Below are 16,164 nucleotides of genomic sequence, written 5' to 3' on the forward strand. Positions count from 1 at the left end.
AGTGATCATTCGGGCGGTCGACTCCGGAGAGCGATCCGTGAGCGAGCTCGTCACCCTCACCGGCGCCTCTGCTATCAGCATCCGTCGTGACCTGACCGAGCTTGCCGAGCAGGGCGCGCTCCGGCGCGTCCGGGGTGGAGCCGCGCCGGTCACCACCCGGGGATCGGAGTATCCGTTCGCGATCCGGCGCAGCGAGGACGCGACCGAGAAGACCGAGCTCGCGCGGACGGCCGCCGCCATGATCGCGCCCGGTGACAGCGTCCTCATCGACAACGGCACCACAGCACTGGCCGTCGCCGAAGAACTCGCCGGCCTCGGCATCACCGCATTCGCGCTCTCCCTCTACGCCGCAGCCGCACTCGCGAGAACCCCCGGCAACGAGGTCATCGTCCCAGGAGGACCCGTCGGGCACGACGACCTCGCCTTCACCGGCGCAGGCGCCGCAGAAGCGATCCGAGCGATGCGCTTCGACTTCGCGATCCTCGGCGCCTGCGCCGCCGACCCCGATACCGGCCTCACCGTCGCGAGCTGGGGCGACGCGCAGGTCAAGAGAGCCGCCATCGAATCCTCCCGCCGCGTCGTCCTCGTCTCCACACCCGAGAAGTTCACCCGCACCGCCGCCCACCGCTTCGGAACGTTCCGCGACCTCGACACCATCGTCACCCTCCCAGACGTCCCACCCGCCGTCGCCTATGAAGCGAAAGAAGCCGGCGTCGCCGTCGTCACGACGACCACCGAGCAAGCGGCCGCAGTGCACTCCTAGAACATCAAGCCGCGAGACGCACGAGGAACACCACCCCTGCTCCCAGCACGACGGAGACGGCGACGAAACGTCCGCTTCGGCAGTCCCCACTACTCGCGGCGACGTGTGAGTGTCGCGATGTTGGCACGTCGTGTCTAATGGTGCGATGCGGTCGAGAAGTGGGGACTTCGCTGACGCCGCGAGCGGCAGACCGACGAGGGGTCATCGGTGCCGACCTGCTCTCGGCCGCGACGCACAACGCGGCCGAGAGCAGTACCCCGCGATCCCAGGTTCCTGACGCCTGCCGCGTAGAAAATAGGGTCATGTCCAAAGGCGGCCCCGTGAACCCTCAGCCCGGCCAGCACCTGCGCTTCGTCCGATACGTCAGCACCCGAGACGGGTGGACGCCGGAGATCCTGCGCGGCGAACTCGAGGAACGCACCGACGCCGGCTGGCGAGTGCGGATCGTCGATGACGTGCAGGAACTGCCCGAGACGGAGTGGACGATCTACCACCCGTGACCCCGGCCTCCCTGCGCCCAGTACGGCACCTCGACGCAGAAGCTATGGCGGTATCCGGCGCCGTTGTCGTGTGCTCCGGTCGTATCGGCGCGGCCGAGAACAGGGAAGACTGCGGAGCATGGGGCACCTTCACTACGGCAGCGAGACCTTCTCTCTCGAGGACCGGACTCTGTTCCATCTTCAAGTGGTGATCGGTGTGAAGCTGCGCCGCAGCGAGCCGTTCTTCGTCTGCTGGCGCCCCGGACACGACTCCGGCGAAGGCCGACATGCGATCTGGATCGACAACGGCGTTCCCATCCACTTCGAGTACGCCGGCGGCCGTACCCCGAGCATCAACCGGGATTGGATCGAGCACCTGGTCAACGCCGCGAACAGCGCCGGCGGCCTGAATCTCGGCGACGACCGCAACGCCGAGCCCGCCCTCCCCTAGTCGTCCCGTCTCACGTGCCCCCCTCTCCGAGCAAGGCCCTGCTCAGCGGCGATGCCGCATGCCTACCGTGAAGCAGACGGCAGAACGGGGAGGGGAACTCATGCGACTACTCGAACTGACCATCGGCACCAGGCACTTCTACCTCCCCGAGGAGACAGACCTCGGAGAGTTCGAACGCACGATCGAGGACGCTGCCCGCGCGGGCGGCAGCATGATCGAGATCCCCAGCGCGAACCAGCGCCCCGTCTCGGCGCTCATCACGCCGGGAATGCCCGTGTTCATCGAACACGTCGACCTGGCCGACGACAGCCACGAGGATCACGACGACCTCACCTCACCGGTCGATTTCGATCTCCACAGCAGCTTCTCCGAGTGGAGCGCCTGACGCCCTCGGAGTCTGCGAACTGCGTCACAGGAGACGTCTCCGCGAGACGTTGGCGCTCCTAGGAGAAGTTTTGACGACGCGATCGAAGCGTGGGAAACATCACGTCGCTCGACCTTCCCACTCGACCACGGTCCATCGTCTTCTGCCCCCTACTTGGGTGCAGCGAAGGATGTCGATCAATCCAGGGAACTGTCAAGCGTCCTCCCAATTTCACCCAGCGGTCATACCGTCGATATCGAGCACGGCACCGTGAGCCACCGGCCGAGCGTCTCCGCTCCCTCGGTCCTCCTGGTCGTTCTCGATGACCCCGACACTCTCGAGATGAAGGAAGTCCCATGATCGACACCACCAGCATCGACAGCATCTACGGCTCGACCGTCTACGGTTCCGACGGCGACAAGATCGGCTCCGTCGAGCAGGTCTACCTCTCCGACGAAAGCGGCGCCCCCGTGTGGGCGACCGTCCGCACCGGCCTCTTCGGCACCTCGGAGTCCTTCGTGCCGCTCGAGGGCGCGGACCTCGCGGGCGACCGCCTCACAGTCGCCTACGACAAGAGCTTCGTGAAGGACGCGCCGCGCATCGACGCCGACGGATCCCTCACCGAGGACGAGGAGGCCGAGCTGTACCGCTACTACAACCTCTCCGGCGCAGCCTCCGTTCCCGAGACCGACAACGTCGACAGCGCGGCGGGCTTCGGCGGAGTCACTCCGGGTGCCGACAGCACCGGCGTCGGCACGACCGGCGTCGACACGAGCGTCGGCCACGACACCTCCGGCCCCACGACGGACGACGCGATGACCCGCTCCGAGGAGCAGCTGCACGTCGGGACCGAGCGCGTCGCGGCAGGACGCGCCCGCCTGCGCAAGCACGTCGTGACCGAGCAGCAGACCGTCACGGTCCCCGTCGCCCATGACGAGGTCCGCGTCGTCCGTGAGCCGATCACCGACGCGAACGTCGACGCGGCGACCTCGGGGCCGGAGCTCAGCGAGGAGGAGCACGAGGTCGTCCTCGGCGAGGAGCGGGTCGTCACAGCGAAGGAGACCGTGCCCGTCGAGCGCGTGTCCCTCGGTACCGAGACCGTGACCGAGCAGCAGCAGGTCACCGAGGACGTCCGCCACGAGGAGATCGAGTTCGAGGACGACGGCGTGACCCCGCGCCGCGACCGCGACTCGCTCTGACACACCTCCGCCGGCAGCAGAAGGCCCTCCGCCTCCTGCTGCCGGCGCCCTCCGTTCCACCCCCAGCGCTTCCCGCGCGAGCAGATCGAGGACGACCGTGGCCCAGACCAGCACCGAGCGCGACCGCACCGCGCCCGACCCCGACGACTCCCGCAAGCCCGACGGACCGACGGACGTCACCAAGCGCTCGTGGGGCTACGTCCTCAAGAAGACGCTCCGCGAGTTCGGCGCCGACCAGTGCACCGACATCGCGGCGGGGCTGACCTACTACGCCGTCCTCGCGCTGTTCCCCGGGCTGCTCGCGATCGTCTCGATCCTCGGCCTCTTCGGCCAGGCCGAGACCACGACCGACACTGTGCTCGAGATCGCCGGCGGGTTCGTCTCGGGCGGCGTTCTCGACACGGTCCGCGGCCCGATCCAGGAGCTCACCTCCAGCCCCGCCGCCGGTCTGGCCTTCGTCACCGGTGTCCTCGGCGCCCTCTGGTCCGCCTCCGGCTATGTCGGCGCGTTCGGGCGCGGCATGAACCGCGTCTACGAGATCGACGAGGGCCGCCCGATCTGGAAGCTGCGCCCCACGATGCTCGCCGTCACCCTCGTGACGGTCCTCCTGCTCGTGATCGCCGGGCTGATCCTCGTGCTCAGCGGTTCGATCGCGCAGACCATCGGCGACGCGATCGGCCTCGGCGAGGTCGCCCTGACGGTGTGGAGCATCGCCAAGTGGCCGGTGCTGATCGCGATCATGGTCGTGATCGTCGCGGTCCTCTACCACTGGTCCCCCAACGTCCGGCAGCCGAAGTTCCGCTGGACGAGCATGGGCTCGCTCCTCGCGCTCGTGGTGTGGGCACTGGCGTCGGCCGGCTTCGCGTTCTACGTCGCCAACTTCAGCAACTACAACAAGACGTACGGCGCGCTCGGCGGCGTGATCGTCTTCCTCCTCTGGCTCTGGATCACGAACCTCGCCCTGCTCTTCGGGGCGGAGTTCGACGCCGAGCTCGAGCGCGGCCGCCAGCTGCAGGCCGGCATCGAAGCCGAGGAGCACATCCAGCTCCCGCCCCGCGACACCCGGCAGAGCGAGAAGAAGGCGGAGAAGCACGCCGAGGACGTCGCCGACGGCCGCGAGCTCCGCGAGAGCGCCGGACACCCCGAGCGATGAGCGGCTCCAATCCGCAGGCCGCCGCAACGGAGCCGGTCACCGTCATCCGCGCCGAGGAGCACCTCGACGTCACGACCGTCTGGACCCCGACGGAGCGCCTGCGGGTCCGCAAGGTCGTCGTCACCGAGGAGCGGACGATCACCGTCACGCTCCGTCACGAAGAACTCGTGATCGAACGAGAACTTCTCGACCACGAGCCCTTCGACGGTGCGGAGGACCCGACCCCGGGCGCGGCGCCGGAACCGATCGCGCTCGTCCTCCACGCCGAGGAGCCGGTCGTCACCACCCGGGCCGTTCCGGTCGAGCGCGTGCACGTCATGATCGACCGCATCATCGCCATGCGATCGGCGACCGAGACGCTCCGTAAGGAGCGCGTCGACGTCCGCACGGTGCCGCAGCTCCTTGACGAAAACGCCGAGTAGATCAGGCGCTCCGTCTCGGAGGCTGCAGTGATGCTGCGACGATCTCGACATTTCCCTGTGTGCCAGGTGGATTCGCGGTGTCCGGTTCCTCCAATCTCATTATGGACGACGCATGAGTGGCAGCGTTGAAGGTGTTCAAGGGAAGCAAGAAGAGACGAAGGAGTACATCATGCGCACCAGCACGAGCAACGAATTCGACACCAGCTCGGCCGACCACCAGAACCACCACGGACGAAGCCTCCGTCGCCCTCGCCTAGCCGCGGGCCTGCTTGCAGCATCGCTCACCATCGCGGTACCGGTCATCGGATCCGCGCCCGCGTTCGCGGACACCACCACCCAGACCACCACCGCCGTCGCCGACTCCGGCCGCGCAACCGGAGTCACGGAGACCGGCAACAGCGGCGCCGCCGGTCAATGCACCTGGGGCGCAAAGGAGAAGTTCTTCGAAGCGACCGGACTGCGGCCCGCGATCTACGGCAACGCCCTCGACTGGGACACCAGCGCCGCAGCCAACGGCTGGACCACGGTCCTCGATGCTCAGGCCCGCAGCATCGTCGTCTTCGAGCCCGGCGTGCAAGGCGCCGACTCCACCTACGGCCACGTCGCCTGGGTCGACTCGATCGAGCAGCGCGCCGACGGCCTCTACATCAACATCACCGAGATGAACGGCGCAGCTGGGCCCGGCAACTACAACACCCGGACCGTGCAGGACGTCGTGGGCATGTCCTACATCCTCGCTCCGTAAGACGACAGCAAGAAGCGCTGCTGAGCGCCGATCACAACGAAGGCGGGCTGCCCCTCGGGGTTGCCCGCCTTCGTCGTTTCCACCGGCCCGCCCAGTGAAAGGTCGCCAGTGAACGCGCCCTACTGGGACGCTGCCTGTTCTTCCGCAGCTGCGCGGCGAGTGGCGTCCGCCTGGTGGCGATACAGCGACGCACGACTCCATCCGACGAGACGGGCAGCATCTTCCGCAGTACGCCCGCGTTGCGAGAGCAGTTTGGTTCCGTTGCCGTCGATGACGACGCAGTGGTGTTCGGTCTTGCCGGCGTCGATACCGGCCCAGAGTTGGGGCACGCAGGGTCCTTCCGTTGAGGGGTGCGGTGCGCCGTGAACGACCTCCGGCATGTCCTTACTGGGCGATCTGGTCGCGTTTCTCAATGAGCGGTCCTGCCGTTGCGGGGTCCCGAGCGGCTCATCACGGCGTGCCATCAGGCGGCTGAAGGCGGTCAGCCATACCCGGGACCCCTGGCGCGTTCCGGAGCCTACAACTGCCCCGAATCCACGGAAATAACGGTAAGGAAGGCGGAGGAGGAGCGGCTCCCTCGACGGTCAGGGTCGGAAGACCGCCCGCACGCATCCGTCGGTCTTCTCCTTGAACATGGCGTAGCCGGCGGGGCCGTCCTCGAGCGGCATGACGTGCGTGGCGAGGTGCTCGGTGACGATCTCGTCTCGCGCCATCCTCTCGAGGAGCATCGGGATGTACCGGTGCCCGTGCTGCTGAGCGGACCGGAGCGTGAGGCCCTTGTTCATCACCGCCCCCAGAGGGAACTTGTCGACGAAGCCGCCGAAGACGCCCAGCACGAAGAGGCTTCCGCCCTTGCGCGCGGCGAAGATCGCCTCGCGGACGGCGGTGGGCCTGTCCGTCTGCAGCCGCAGCTGCTGCTTCACCTGGTCGTAGGCGAAGTCGGGACCGTCGCGGTGCGCCTCCATGCCGACCGCCTCGATGCACACGTCGGGGCCGCGTCCGCCCGTCAGCTCGCGGAGCTCGGCCGTCACCTCGCTGGTCTCGTAGTTCATGGTCTCCGCGCCGATGACCTGCTCGACCTGGGCCAGCCGCTCCTGGAAGCGGTCGATCACGATGACCCGCTCGGCGCCGAGCAGCAGCGACGCGCGCGCCGCCATCTGGCCGACGCCGCCGGCACCCCACACCGCGACCGTGTCGCCGGGCTTCACACCACCCAGATCCGCGCCCATCCATCCGGTCGGGGCGGCGTCGGAGGCGAAGAGCGCCCGCTCGTCGCTGATCCCCTCGGGAACGGCGAAGGCGCCCTGGTCGGCGTACGGCACGCGGATGTACTCGGCGTGACTGCCGGCCCATCCGCCCAGCGCGTGGGAGTAGCCATAGCAGCCGCCGGGCGCCTGGCCCCAGAGCATCTCGGGGATCCCCGCGTTCGGGTTGCCGTTGTCGCACAGGGAGTAGAGCTCGTTGCGGCAGTACCAGCACTTCCCGCAGCTGATGAACGAGCAGACCACCACACGATCGCCCACCCGGTGCTTCGTGACGGCCGATCCGACCTCGACGATCTCACCGATGAACTCGTGACCGAGCACGTCGCCCGCCCGCATGGTCGGGACGTACCCGCCGAGGAGGTGGAGATCCGAGCCGCAGCTCGTGCTCAGGGTCACCTTGACGATCGCGTCCTGAGCATTGAGGATCCCGGGATCCTCGACGGTCTCGACCGAGAGCTCGTTCACTCCGGTCCAGCACAGAGCCTTCACAGCACACCTCCGCCTTTCGCCTCGTCCTCTGCTTCGTCGACCGCGCCACCGAGCAGGGTGCGCGGTCGTTCTCCGTGCGGTCTCGGGGTCGCCCGCAGGACCTCACCCGTCTCGAAGATCTGCTTGGCGTCGCGCAGAGCCTCGCGCAGCGCCTTCTCCGGATCGTCGTCCACCCCGGCATCGGCACCCTCGCGGACCCGGGCGTGCACCTCGAAGCCCTTGTCACCGGGGGCCGGATCGATCCGGATCTCGAGCGACTCCGCCAGACGCGCCAGCGGCTCGGGATACCCGCCGCTCTCGAAGTCCCGGGCCTCGCCCAGGACGGTGACCGCCTTCCACCCTTCCGGGTGGGCCCCGTCCCCGTCGGACTCCCGTTCCTTCTTCACGAGGGAACGGGCGACGAGGCCCACCGCGACCCCTGCGATGCCGACTCCGACTGCCGCAGCTGCTCTTCCGGCCATGATCACGCCGCCTTTCCCGGCTTGAGGACGACCTTGGTCCACCCGTCGTCCCGGTTGTCGAAGTGCTCGTAGGCGTCCGGTGCCTGCTCGAGCGGCAGCTCGTGACTGACGATGAACGACGGCGTCGCCTTTCCCGCGGCGATCAGGTCGCGGAGCCGGCGGTTGTACTTCTTGACGGGGGCCTGTCCGGTTCCCATGGTCTGGCCCTTGAACCAGTGCAGGCCGATGTCGAAGGCGATCCGCCCCTCCTTCGCGAGCTCGTCGGGACCACCGGGGTCCTGCGGCACGAAGACGCCGACGGTGCCGATCCGCCCGGTGAAGCGCACCGACTGGACGAGGCGGTTCAGCGTGAGGTCCGGCTGCTCGTCGCCGCCGGGGTCGTGCGCCTGATAGCCGACGCACTCGCAGCCGTTGTCGGCGCCGAGCCCCATCGTGTGCTCGAGCACGGCCTCCACAGGATCGACCTTCGAGTCGTCGATCGCGATCGCCCCGATGGACTCCGCCAGTCGAAGTCGATCCGGATGCCGATCCACGACCATGACCCGGCTCGCACCCTTGATGGTGGCCGACAGCGCGGCCATGAGTCCGACGGGGCCGGCGCCGTAGATGACGGTCTGGTCTCCTGGCTTCACCCCCGCCATCTCGGTCGCGTGGTAGCCGGTCGGGAAGATGTCGGCGAGCATCACGTAGTCGGCGGACTTCTCCTCCGCGTCCTCTCCCAGGCGGAGGCAGTTGAAGTCGCCCCACGGCACCCGCAGCAGCTCGGCCTGGCCTCCGGCCCACGGCCCCATGTCGGCGAACCCGTACGCCGCACCGGCCCCTTCCGGGACGGGCTGAGCGGTGAGGCAGTAGTTGGTCAGCCCGCGCTCGCAGTTCTTGCAGTGCCCGCACGCCACGTTGAACGGCAGGACGACGTGATCCCCCACCTTCACCTTGTCGACGCCGTCGCCGACCTCGATCACCTCGCCCATGTTCTCGTGACCGAACCACCGCCCGGTCTCGAAGCTGGTGCGCCCCTCGTACATGTGCAGGTCGGACCCGCAGATGTTCGTGGTCGTGATGCGCACCAGCACGTCGGTGGAGCGCTCGATCCGCGCATCCGGGACGTCTCTCACCGCGACTGCGCGCGGCCCCTCGTACACCACTGCTCTCATGCTCGTTCCCCTCCCGTTCGCGACGTTCCGTCGAAGCCGCCGCGCGTCGGTCGACCCGGCGACACCTCGATCTCACGCCCACGGACCGGGAGGCGCCATCGGCAGGACTGCCGATGCGGTCTGCCGTCGAGGGGGTCCCCGTGAAGGGACTCTCGGTGGTATCCCGGTAGCAACGGTCTTCGGACAATCCCTTCGTTTCCCCTGCCCCTGGTCCTGAGGTGGTCGAGTCCCGTGTCACGCACTGCCGCGCGCCACCTCGCCGAGACGGCCGCGCGCCCGGGCCCGGTCCACGAGCGGGCGCAGGCGATGCTGGACGAGCTGCACCACCACATCCCCTTCGACGGCGCGTGGCTGGCGCTGGCCGAGCCGAACGGCACGGGATACCGCTCGGTCGCGAGCACCGACCTCGACGAGTCCTGCATCCGCTACCTGAGCGGTCCGCAGATGGCGCTCGACATCGAGAGGACCGGTGCGGATCGCGAACGGCCCCCCATCAGCCTGTCGGACGTCCCCTACTCCCCGAGGGACCTGCAGACCTGGGCGGAGTGCCTGCTCCCCGCGGGCTTCCACGAGACCCTGTCCGTCGCTCTGTTCGAGGACGGCGGCCGGCACGTGGGCTTCATGACGGTGCTGTTCCGAAGCGCGGAACCGCCGTCGCCGGCGATCCGCCGACGCCTCTCCCGACTCGTGCCGACGCTCGCCTCGGGCATCGACCCCGTCCGCTCGCTCGCCGCGTCGGCCTCGGTCGTCGGCGGAGCCGGAGCAGGGGTGGTCCTCCTCCCCGACCACGGCGTCACCTCCCTCCCGGGTCTCTCCCCGGACGAGCTGCTCACCGCCGATTCGGCTCTGATCGACGCCGCGAGGGACGTCATCGCCGAGGGGCAGGACTACGCCTCGTTCCTGTGGCCCCGCGGAAGCCGGCAGTCGCCGGACGGCTACGTGCGGGTGACGGTGCTGGCCTGCGAGAGAGAACTCGCCGCAGTGACCCGCGGAGTCGTCGTGCTCTCGCCCGCGACGCGCCTGCGGGGCCTGACACCGCGGGAGCTCGAGGTGCTGGGTCACGTGATCGAGGGGTGCTCCAATCTCGAGATCGCCCGGGCGCTGGGAGTCGCTCCCTGCACGGTCGCCGCTCACCTCGAGCACATCCTGGTCAAGCTGGACGCCACGTCCCGCACGCTCGCCGCCGTTCGCGCCGAGCGCGCCGGCCTCTACGTCCCCCTCTCGCCAGCCCGGCCCGGATGAGCTCCGCGCGGAGCATCACTGCACTGCGCGACCGGACGACGAACCACCGATCAGAAAGGAACCGTCATGTCCCACCTGTCCGTCAAGGCCGGTGTCGCCGCACTCGTCGGCGTCGCCGTCGCGGCGATCGCCGCGCTCCTCGGTGTCCCCGATCTGTCGCCTCTGCTCGGCTGGGCGATCGCCGCGGCGGTGTTCCTCGTCTGGGCCTGGTCGACGGCGTGGCCGGCCGGCCCGGAACGCACCCGCGACCTCGCCCGCCACGAGGACCGGTCCCGGAAGCTGGTCGACTCGCTCATCATCGCCGCCACCTTCTTCAGCCTCGTCCTCGTGGTCGTCGCACTCCTCCGCAGCCAGCAGAAGGACGCCGTCGGATCCGCGGCCGCGATCCTCGCGGTCGTCGGGGTCGTCGCGGCCTGGGCGCTCGTCAACACCGTCTACGCCTTCAAGTACGCGCGCATGTACTACCTCGACGACCGCCACCGCTTCGACTTCGACCAGGACGAGGAACCGTCCTACAGCGACTTCGCCTACACCGCGTTCTCGATCGGGATGGCCTACAGCGCGAGCAGCATCACCCAGTCCTCCACCCCCTCACGCCGCGTAGCCCTGGCCCACGCCCTGCTGTCCTACTTCTTCGGCACCTTCGTCGTCGCCGTCGCCATCAACCTGATCACCGGCCTCACCCAGGGAGGGTGAGGAGCGCCGCACATCCTCAGGCAGGCGTGTCGGAGCTCGATACTGATGTCATGGCATCACCCCTCGTCTCCGACGTCGCTCACTCCGGTCTCACCGTGGCCGACCTCGATGACGCGCTGGTGCTGTGGTGCTCCGGTCTCGGGTTCGTGCTCGAGCGCACCTTCACGCTCGACGTCGACGTCACGGCGGCGACCACGGGCGTCCGTGGAGCCGTGATCCGCGCAGCGACGGTGACCCTCGGCCCCCACCGGATGGAGCTGCTGCAGTACGACCCGCCCCGACAGCTCGAGTCCGCCGGCTCGCCCGCACAGGTCGGCACGGTGCACATCGCGCTCACGGTCTCGGACCTCGATCGTGTCCTCGAGCTCTGCGCTGGACACGGCTGGAGACCGGTCGGGACACCTCACCGGATGACCGGTGGCGCCCGAGCCGGCACACGCATCATCTACCTCGAAGGTGCCCTCGGTGGATTCCTCGAACTGATCGCACCCCCGCAGCTCCCGTAGTCCGCATCGGCTATCGCATCTCGTCCGGTTCTCGATGTCTCGACCACCGCCCGCTCCCCTGACGCGTGTGACGGCAGGATCGACTCCGCTGCCTCACTGGTGCCGGACCGGCGTCTCGCAGGCGGAACGCGATGCCGAGCGCGAGCCGGGCCACTGACCAGCCTCGGTGTGAGGCGGTTCGGCTGATCACCGGCAAGCAGGGGCGCGTCGTGTCGTTCTCGTCGAGCGCGACGGTTCGGAGTCGGCTCGACGCACGTCGAGACGGTGAGACCGCCAGCCCTGCTTGGGGGGCGGCAGTGCGCGCAGACCATAGGACAGAGTGGGCTGACGGCGCAGTGTAGATCGCCTCGGATTCGGAGGCCCCTGTGCCGTTCTTCCCAGCCCATCGAGCGAAGCGCCGCTGGAACCGTACAGCCGGCGTCGTCGCGGCTATCGCGCTCCTGGGATCCGGATTCGCCGTGTCAGGCGTCGACGCTGTCTTCGCTCAGGACTCGGTGGGCGGCTCGGCCACGGGCTCCATCGACTGCCCGGCGATTCAGCGGAGCGTCGGGGAGCTCGGGGTGGGAAGTCCGCCGCCCGACCTGGGAAGCCCGCCTGCCGCAGCCGAGGTCGGCGAATCGCTGTTCTCCTCCACCGCGAAGGATCTGCTGAAGAGTGTCGTGGGGAGCGCTCTCGGGAAGGTCGGTGACGTCGCCTTCGGGTGGGTGGTCAGCGAGCTGACCGGCCCGACGAAGCCCACGAAGATCGAGGCGGAGGAGCTGCAGGACCTCGCGGACCTCAAAGCGCAGGTCACTCAGGTGCAGGCGGAGATCGCGGACCTCGGCAGAACCATCCAGACCGATGTGAGTGCCCTCGCGACCGAGATCGATCAGGACGCGAAGTGGCAGACCTTCGTCACGAAGTCGACTGCAGCGAACACGGCGTTGCAGAAGGTCGAGGACGACATCCAGCAGGTGTGCGAGATCACCGAGCTCCACCGCGACGACGCCGAAGCATCGGGTGTGACCGAGTCGCTGACGCAGGAGGAGATCGACAGTCTCAAGGAGGTCGCCGAGAACGGTCAGGCCAACTTCAACGCGCTCAGTGCCGTGCTCGTCGGAGACGACATCACGGGCGGACTGTTCGAAGCGTACCGAGACGTGCTGTGGTCGGTGAAGGCGGTCGGCAGCTCGAGCCCCTCCGCGACACTCCTGTCCGCTGAGGACGCGAACACCTTGCAGTCGCAGGTCGCCTACTACGGGAACATCGCCACTCTTCATCTTCAAGCGTTCGCCGAGGTCGTCCACTCTCCTCAGGTTCAGACGCGCCCCGCACTGCTCGAGCAGTACTACGACAACAGCTGGGTACCGGCGATCCAGGAGTGGTCCCTCCTCGGGAATCGCAATCTACCCACCCTCCCGGCCGGCACGAGCGTCGACCTGCTCCAGGAGAAGCTGACGGACCCGAGCAACGGAGACGTCTCGGGAACCATCCGTCTGTGGACCACGGAGACGGTCACGCTCGCGGGCTCCGCTCAGAACTCGTACTGCATGGCCTCCGTCACCTGCTACGCCCCGGAGTGGGCAGCGACGTCGAGCGCTCGGAGCGAAGCTGTGCTGCGCGCCTCCGTTCTGCCGAACTTTCCACCGCTGAGCCTTTCTGTCGGTGCCGAGCAGCTCGGTCTGACCGGCTGGCGCGTCCCCACGGACGACGACTTCGCCTCCCTCGTCATGACCCGTCCCTCGCGCATCAAGAATCCGCCGTCCCTGATCACGATTCCCCGAGTCGAGGACGGCGTCTCGCAGTGGGCGGAGATCGAGAACGTCCCCGCCCTCCAGTACCAGCCGATCTCCAATGGAATCGACACGTCGAACACCATTCCGCCGGTCGTCGTCGACTCCGACAGCGCACAGGTTCTCGTCTTCACCAGCAACCCCTACTCCGGCCCGGAGCGCCTGACCTTCGCCGAGGACGGCATGGATCCGACCGCGAGCTTCGGCGGACGCTTGATGCTCGTGCAGGACCTGCCTGTCGGACCGCCCGACACACCCCTGTACCCGGACGCGTCCGCGGACTCCCGCGCAGCGGACGCTGTCGAGGAGGCGGCAAGCGCCGCAGCACCGCCGTCCGCGTCCGCTTCCACCCTCTCGAACAGCTCCGCGATCGGCGACGCGAGCCCCGTGACGTACACGGCGCCGGCGCAGTGCAACACCGACGACCCTTACGTCCAGCCGCAGGGCTACAACGGCATCAGTGTCACGGTCTCGGGTGCCGCGGGTGGTTCGCGCGCAGGCGAGGACGTCATCTTCGATGAGAGCTACCGGTACGGAGGACGGGGCGGAGTGGTGAACGCGGTCCTTCCCGTCAGCGCGGGCACACAGCTCTTCGCCGGTGTCGGAGGCGCCGGTGGATTCGTCGACGGCAGCCAGCGAGAGCGAGGAGCAGCGGGAGGCATCGGCGGTGGTGGCGGCGGTGGCACCTGGACCAGCGACACCGATCTCGGGCGGCAGGCGGGCGCGGGAGGAGGTGGCCTGTCCTCCATCGCTCTGGATGACGAGTGCCTCCTTCCGCTGGTCGTCGCCGGCGGCGGTGGCGGCGCCGGCGCCGCCGCGTCGGCTTTCGATGCTGACGCGGCGCGAGACGGAGGGAACTCCTGCGTGATGAACGGCTGCATCCCTTCGAACAGCGACAGCACGCTCGCAACGAACAGCTACTTGACCGGCGCTACGGCCCCCGACGGAGAAGGAGAGGATCCGTACAGTGACAACGGCCTCGGCGGAGGCGGAGGCGGAGGTTTCATCGGCGGTGGCGCGAGCCGTCTCGGCGGCGGAACCGGAGGCACCAGCTTCGTCGCGGACGGCGCGTTGAGCTCCTCGTTCACCGTCGGCTCCAACGACTCCGGGACGAACGGGTCCGTGACCATCACCCCGGTCGTCATACCGGAATTCACCATCGGCTTCGTGGACAGTCAGTTCGAGTGGGTGCTCGTTCGAGCCGACCAGTCCGTTCGCGCAGATATTCCGCAAGACCTGCTGCCCGACTCGTCGATCGTCGAGTGGAGAACGGTCGCCGAACCGGCGAGCGTCTCTCCGAGCGGAACCCCGATCGTCCGCCTCCTGGACACGGCCACCGGGAACTGCGCGACAGGCCGGGGAGTTCTCAGCTTCAACCAGATCGTCACACTCGAGCCGTGCGCGGACGACGACGACAACCAGCGCTGGTACCTCCAATCGACCGCCGTCGACCCATCGAACGGCTCCGTCAACTTCAGGACCATCGGGGGAACGGGTCTCGCTGAGGCCGTCTCGCAGCCTGTAGCGGCGTTGTTCCTCACACCCCTGAAGGCGCCGCCGCTGTCCGACAACCTCTCGGAGACCCCCGGCGGTGGGCCCTCCGACCCAGCGCCGACCCCCACTACCGACCCCGCGGCCAGCCCCTCCCCCTCCACGACGAGCGGCCCGGTGAACGGCGATCTTCCGACCGACCACTCGCCGCGACCAGCAGCTGACAGTGGCGGACTCGCGTCCACCGGAGTGGAAGGACTCCTGCTCCTCGCCACATCGATCGCCCTGATCGGACTCGGCGGGCTGGTCATCATGTCCACGCGGCGCCGCCGAGCATGATCATGGCGTCGTCTTCGCTGCGACGAAGTCACAGAAGGAGACGGCTTCTCGAACTCTTCAGGGTGATACGGCGGCAGTACACGAGCGCAGGCGGCGCCTCCCGGAACGGGACTACCGGGGACCCTTCTATGGGTTCGAGTCAAGTCGGGCGCGTCTGCACATGACCGCGGGGTGGTTTACCGGGGAGAGTTCGGATGCTCTATCGCCGCGCGTCGAGCGGCATCGGCCTGGTGGCGGTAGAGAGTCGCGCGGCTCTGCCCGACGAGGCGGGCGGCCTCCTCGGCCCTGCGATCGCGGGCGCGCGCATCGGCTGCAATCGACAGCTTCTCCGCGACCACGACCCGGTTAGATGAAGGGCGGCCGAAGCGGTTCCCGTTCTGGGGCGTCAGACGACGCCGGAAGCGCCCAGCAGCGATCCGATGGCGTACGTCGCGGTGAGAGCAAGCGCGCCGCCGGCCACGACCCGCAAGGTGGGGCGCAGCGGTGGGCTATCGCCGATGCGGGCGCTGGTGTATCCGGTGAGCGCGAGCGCGAGGAGCACGATGGCGAAGGTGGACGGGACGCGCCATTCCGCGTGGGTGAGCAGGATCGCGAGCAGCGGCAAGATCGCGCCGATGGTGAAGGCGAGCGCGGACGCGCCAGCGGCTTGAAGCGGGCTGGCGACGCTGTCCTCGGAGAGCCCGAGTTCGGTCTCCAGATGCGCGGCGAGGGCGTCGTGCTCGGTCAGCTCGGCTGCCACTTGTCGTGCCGTGCCTGCCGTCAGGCCTCTGGCTTCGTAGAGCCCGGCGAGTTCGAGGAGCTCTGCCGCGGGGTCGTCTGCGAGTTCGCGTCGTTCCTTCGCGATCAATGCGCGCTGGCTGTCGCTCTGGCTGCTGACGGAGACGTACTCGCCGAGGCCCATGGAGATCGCGCCGCCGACGAGTCCGGCGACACCTGCTGTCAGGAGGACCGGGGTCTGGGTGGTGGCGCCGGCGACTCCGACGACGAGGGCTGCGACGGACACGATGCCGTCGTTCGCCCCGAGGACGCCGGCGCGCAGCCAGTTCAGGCGCGCCTGGATCGCGCCGTCGTGCGGCTCGTCGCGGTGCGCGCCGGCAGCTGGATCGGTCGAGGAGGTCATCTCCTGAGCCAAGCACCGCGCAGGGACCTTGACCAGGGACCTTCGCCTCTGTC

At 68.6% G+C, this 16,164-nt stretch carries 17 protein-coding genes and 1 pseudogene; 12 read left to right on the forward strand and 6 right to left on the reverse strand.

Going from position 1 to position 16,164, the window contains the following annotated elements:
- Nucleotide 1: 1 nt before the first annotated feature.
- The 8 genes from GTU71_RS10205 to GTU71_RS10240 all read left to right on the forward strand — a co-directional run bounded on the left by GTU71_RS10205 (nt 2) and on the right by GTU71_RS10240 (nt 5,576).
- Entirely contained in the window at nt 2-763 is a 762-nt protein-coding gene (locus tag GTU71_RS10205; protein WP_279631246.1) for a DeoR/GlpR family DNA-binding transcription regulator, read from the forward strand.
- 302 nt (nt 764-1,065) lie between these two features.
- Entirely contained in the window at nt 1,066-1,263 is a 198-nt protein-coding gene (locus GTU71_RS10210; RefSeq protein ID WP_159939891.1) for a hypothetical protein, read from the forward strand.
- A 118-nt stretch (nt 1,264-1,381) separates the two neighbouring features.
- Entirely contained in the window at nt 1,382-1,693 is a 312-nt protein-coding gene (locus GTU71_RS10215; protein WP_159939893.1) for a hypothetical protein, read from the forward strand.
- 67 nt (nt 1,694-1,760) lie between these two features.
- Nucleotides 1,761-2,078: a hypothetical protein gene (locus tag GTU71_RS10220; RefSeq protein WP_159939895.1), complete on the forward strand. Its 318-nt coding sequence runs from the start codon at nt 1,761-1,763 to the stop codon at nt 2,076-2,078.
- A 335-nt stretch (nt 2,079-2,413) separates the two neighbouring features.
- Nucleotides 2,414-3,256 (forward strand): PRC and DUF2382 domain-containing protein, encoded by an 843-nt coding sequence (locus tag GTU71_RS10225; RefSeq protein WP_159939897.1) that lies wholly within the window; start codon nt 2,414-2,416, stop codon nt 3,254-3,256.
- Between the two features lie 97 nt (nt 3,257-3,353).
- Entirely contained in the window at nt 3,354-4,409 is a 1,056-nt protein-coding gene (locus GTU71_RS10230; protein WP_159939899.1) for a YihY/virulence factor BrkB family protein, read from the forward strand.
- Entirely contained in the window at nt 4,406-4,831 is a 426-nt protein-coding gene (locus tag GTU71_RS10235) for a YsnF/AvaK domain-containing protein (protein ID WP_159939901.1), read from the forward strand. The genes GTU71_RS10230 and GTU71_RS10235 overlap by 4 nt, the downstream gene beginning before the upstream one ends.
- Nucleotides 4,832-5,000: 169 nt before the next feature.
- Nucleotides 5,001-5,576, forward strand: a complete 576-nt coding sequence (locus tag GTU71_RS10240; RefSeq protein WP_208543573.1) for a CHAP domain-containing protein — start codon at nt 5,001-5,003, stop codon at nt 5,574-5,576.
- Between the two features lie 119 nt (nt 5,577-5,695).
- Here the strand turns inward: GTU71_RS10240 and GTU71_RS10245 are convergent, their stop codons facing one another.
- The 4 genes from GTU71_RS10245 to GTU71_RS10260 form a co-directional block, all read right to left on the reverse strand.
- On the reverse strand, nt 5,696-5,905 hold the full coding sequence (locus tag GTU71_RS10245) for a transposase (RefSeq protein ID WP_159939905.1): 210 nt from the start codon (nt 5,903-5,905) through the stop codon (nt 5,696-5,698).
- 255 nt (nt 5,906-6,160) lie between these two features.
- Nucleotides 6,161-7,330 carry a zinc-dependent alcohol dehydrogenase gene (locus tag GTU71_RS10250; protein WP_159939907.1) on the reverse strand — a complete coding sequence of 390 codons (1,170 nt, stop codon included), beginning with the start codon at nt 7,328-7,330 and terminating at the stop codon, nt 6,161-6,163.
- Entirely contained in the window at nt 7,327-7,791 is a 465-nt protein-coding gene (locus GTU71_RS10255; protein WP_159939909.1) for a hypothetical protein, read from the reverse strand. Before GTU71_RS10255 ends, GTU71_RS10250 begins: the two co-directional genes overlap by 4 nt.
- A 2-nt stretch (nt 7,792-7,793) precedes the next feature.
- On the reverse strand, nt 7,794-8,945 hold the full coding sequence (locus tag GTU71_RS10260) for a glutathione-independent formaldehyde dehydrogenase (RefSeq protein ID WP_159939911.1): 1,152 nt from the start codon (nt 8,943-8,945) through the stop codon (nt 7,794-7,796).
- Nucleotides 8,946-9,176: 231 nt separating this feature from the next.
- On the opposite strand from GTU71_RS10260, the gene GTU71_RS10265 reads away from it, so the two are divergent.
- The 4 genes from GTU71_RS10265 to GTU71_RS10280 all read left to right on the forward strand — a co-directional run bounded on the left by GTU71_RS10265 (nt 9,177) and on the right by GTU71_RS10280 (nt 14,991).
- The gene (locus GTU71_RS10265; protein WP_208543574.1) at nt 9,177-10,187 is read left to right on the forward strand and encodes a LuxR C-terminal-related transcriptional regulator; all 1,011 of its coding nucleotides are present in this window, start codon (nt 9,177-9,179) and stop codon (nt 10,185-10,187) included.
- 66 nt (nt 10,188-10,253) lie between these two features.
- Complete coding sequence (locus GTU71_RS10270) at nt 10,254-10,883, forward strand: DUF1345 domain-containing protein (protein WP_159939913.1); 630 nt, start codon at nt 10,254-10,256, stop codon at nt 10,881-10,883.
- Nucleotides 10,884-10,933: 50 nt separating this feature from the next.
- On the forward strand, nt 10,934-11,389 hold the full coding sequence (locus GTU71_RS10275) for a VOC family protein (protein WP_159939915.1): 456 nt from the start codon (nt 10,934-10,936) through the stop codon (nt 11,387-11,389).
- Between the two features lie 365 nt (nt 11,390-11,754).
- Complete coding sequence (locus tag GTU71_RS10280) at nt 11,755-14,991, forward strand: glycine-rich protein (RefSeq protein ID WP_159939917.1); 3,237 nt, start codon at nt 11,755-11,757, stop codon at nt 14,989-14,991.
- 176 nt (nt 14,992-15,167) lie between these two features.
- On the opposite strand, the pseudogene GTU71_RS16465 reads toward GTU71_RS10280, so the two are convergent.
- Nucleotides 15,168-15,371 (reverse strand): annotated as a pseudogene (locus GTU71_RS16465) (recombinase family protein); the annotation flags it as partial.
- 5 nt (nt 15,372-15,376) lie between these two features.
- Nucleotides 15,377-16,111: a VIT family protein gene (locus GTU71_RS10290; protein WP_159939921.1), complete on the reverse strand. Its 735-nt coding sequence runs from the start codon at nt 16,109-16,111 to the stop codon at nt 15,377-15,379.
- Nucleotides 16,112-16,164 lie beyond the last annotated feature (53 nt).

The organism is Rathayibacter sp. VKM Ac-2762 (assembly GCF_009866585.1).
Taxonomy (GTDB): Bacteria; Actinomycetota; Actinomycetes; order Actinomycetales; family Microbacteriaceae; genus Rathayibacter.

Coding starts and splice junctions, on each gene's coding strand:
- GTU71_RS10235 (WP_159939901.1), top strand. CDS start 4,406: ATGAGCGGCTCCAATCCGCAGGCCGCCGCAACGGAGCCGGTCACCGTC.
- GTU71_RS10225 (WP_159939897.1), top strand. CDS start 2,414: ATGATCGACACCACCAGCATCGACAGCATCTACGGCTCGACCGTCTAC.
- GTU71_RS10290 (WP_159939921.1), bottom strand. CDS start 16,111: ATGACCTCCTCGACCGATCCAGCTGCCGGCGCGCACCGCGACGAGCCG.
- GTU71_RS10260 (WP_159939911.1), bottom strand. CDS start 8,945: ATGAGAGCAGTGGTGTACGAGGGGCCGCGCGCAGTCGCGGTGAGAGAC.
- GTU71_RS10210 (WP_159939891.1), top strand. CDS start 1,066: ATGTCCAAAGGCGGCCCCGTGAACCCTCAGCCCGGCCAGCACCTGCGC.
- GTU71_RS10255 (WP_159939909.1), bottom strand. CDS start 7,791: ATGGCCGGAAGAGCAGCTGCGGCAGTCGGAGTCGGCATCGCAGGGGTC.
- GTU71_RS10275 (WP_159939915.1), top strand. CDS start 10,934: ATGGCATCACCCCTCGTCTCCGACGTCGCTCACTCCGGTCTCACCGTG.
- GTU71_RS10240 (WP_208543573.1), top strand. CDS start 5,001: ATGCGCACCAGCACGAGCAACGAATTCGACACCAGCTCGGCCGACCAC.
- GTU71_RS10270 (WP_159939913.1), top strand. CDS start 10,254: ATGTCCCACCTGTCCGTCAAGGCCGGTGTCGCCGCACTCGTCGGCGTC.
- GTU71_RS10215 (WP_159939893.1), top strand. CDS start 1,382: ATGGGGCACCTTCACTACGGCAGCGAGACCTTCTCTCTCGAGGACCGG.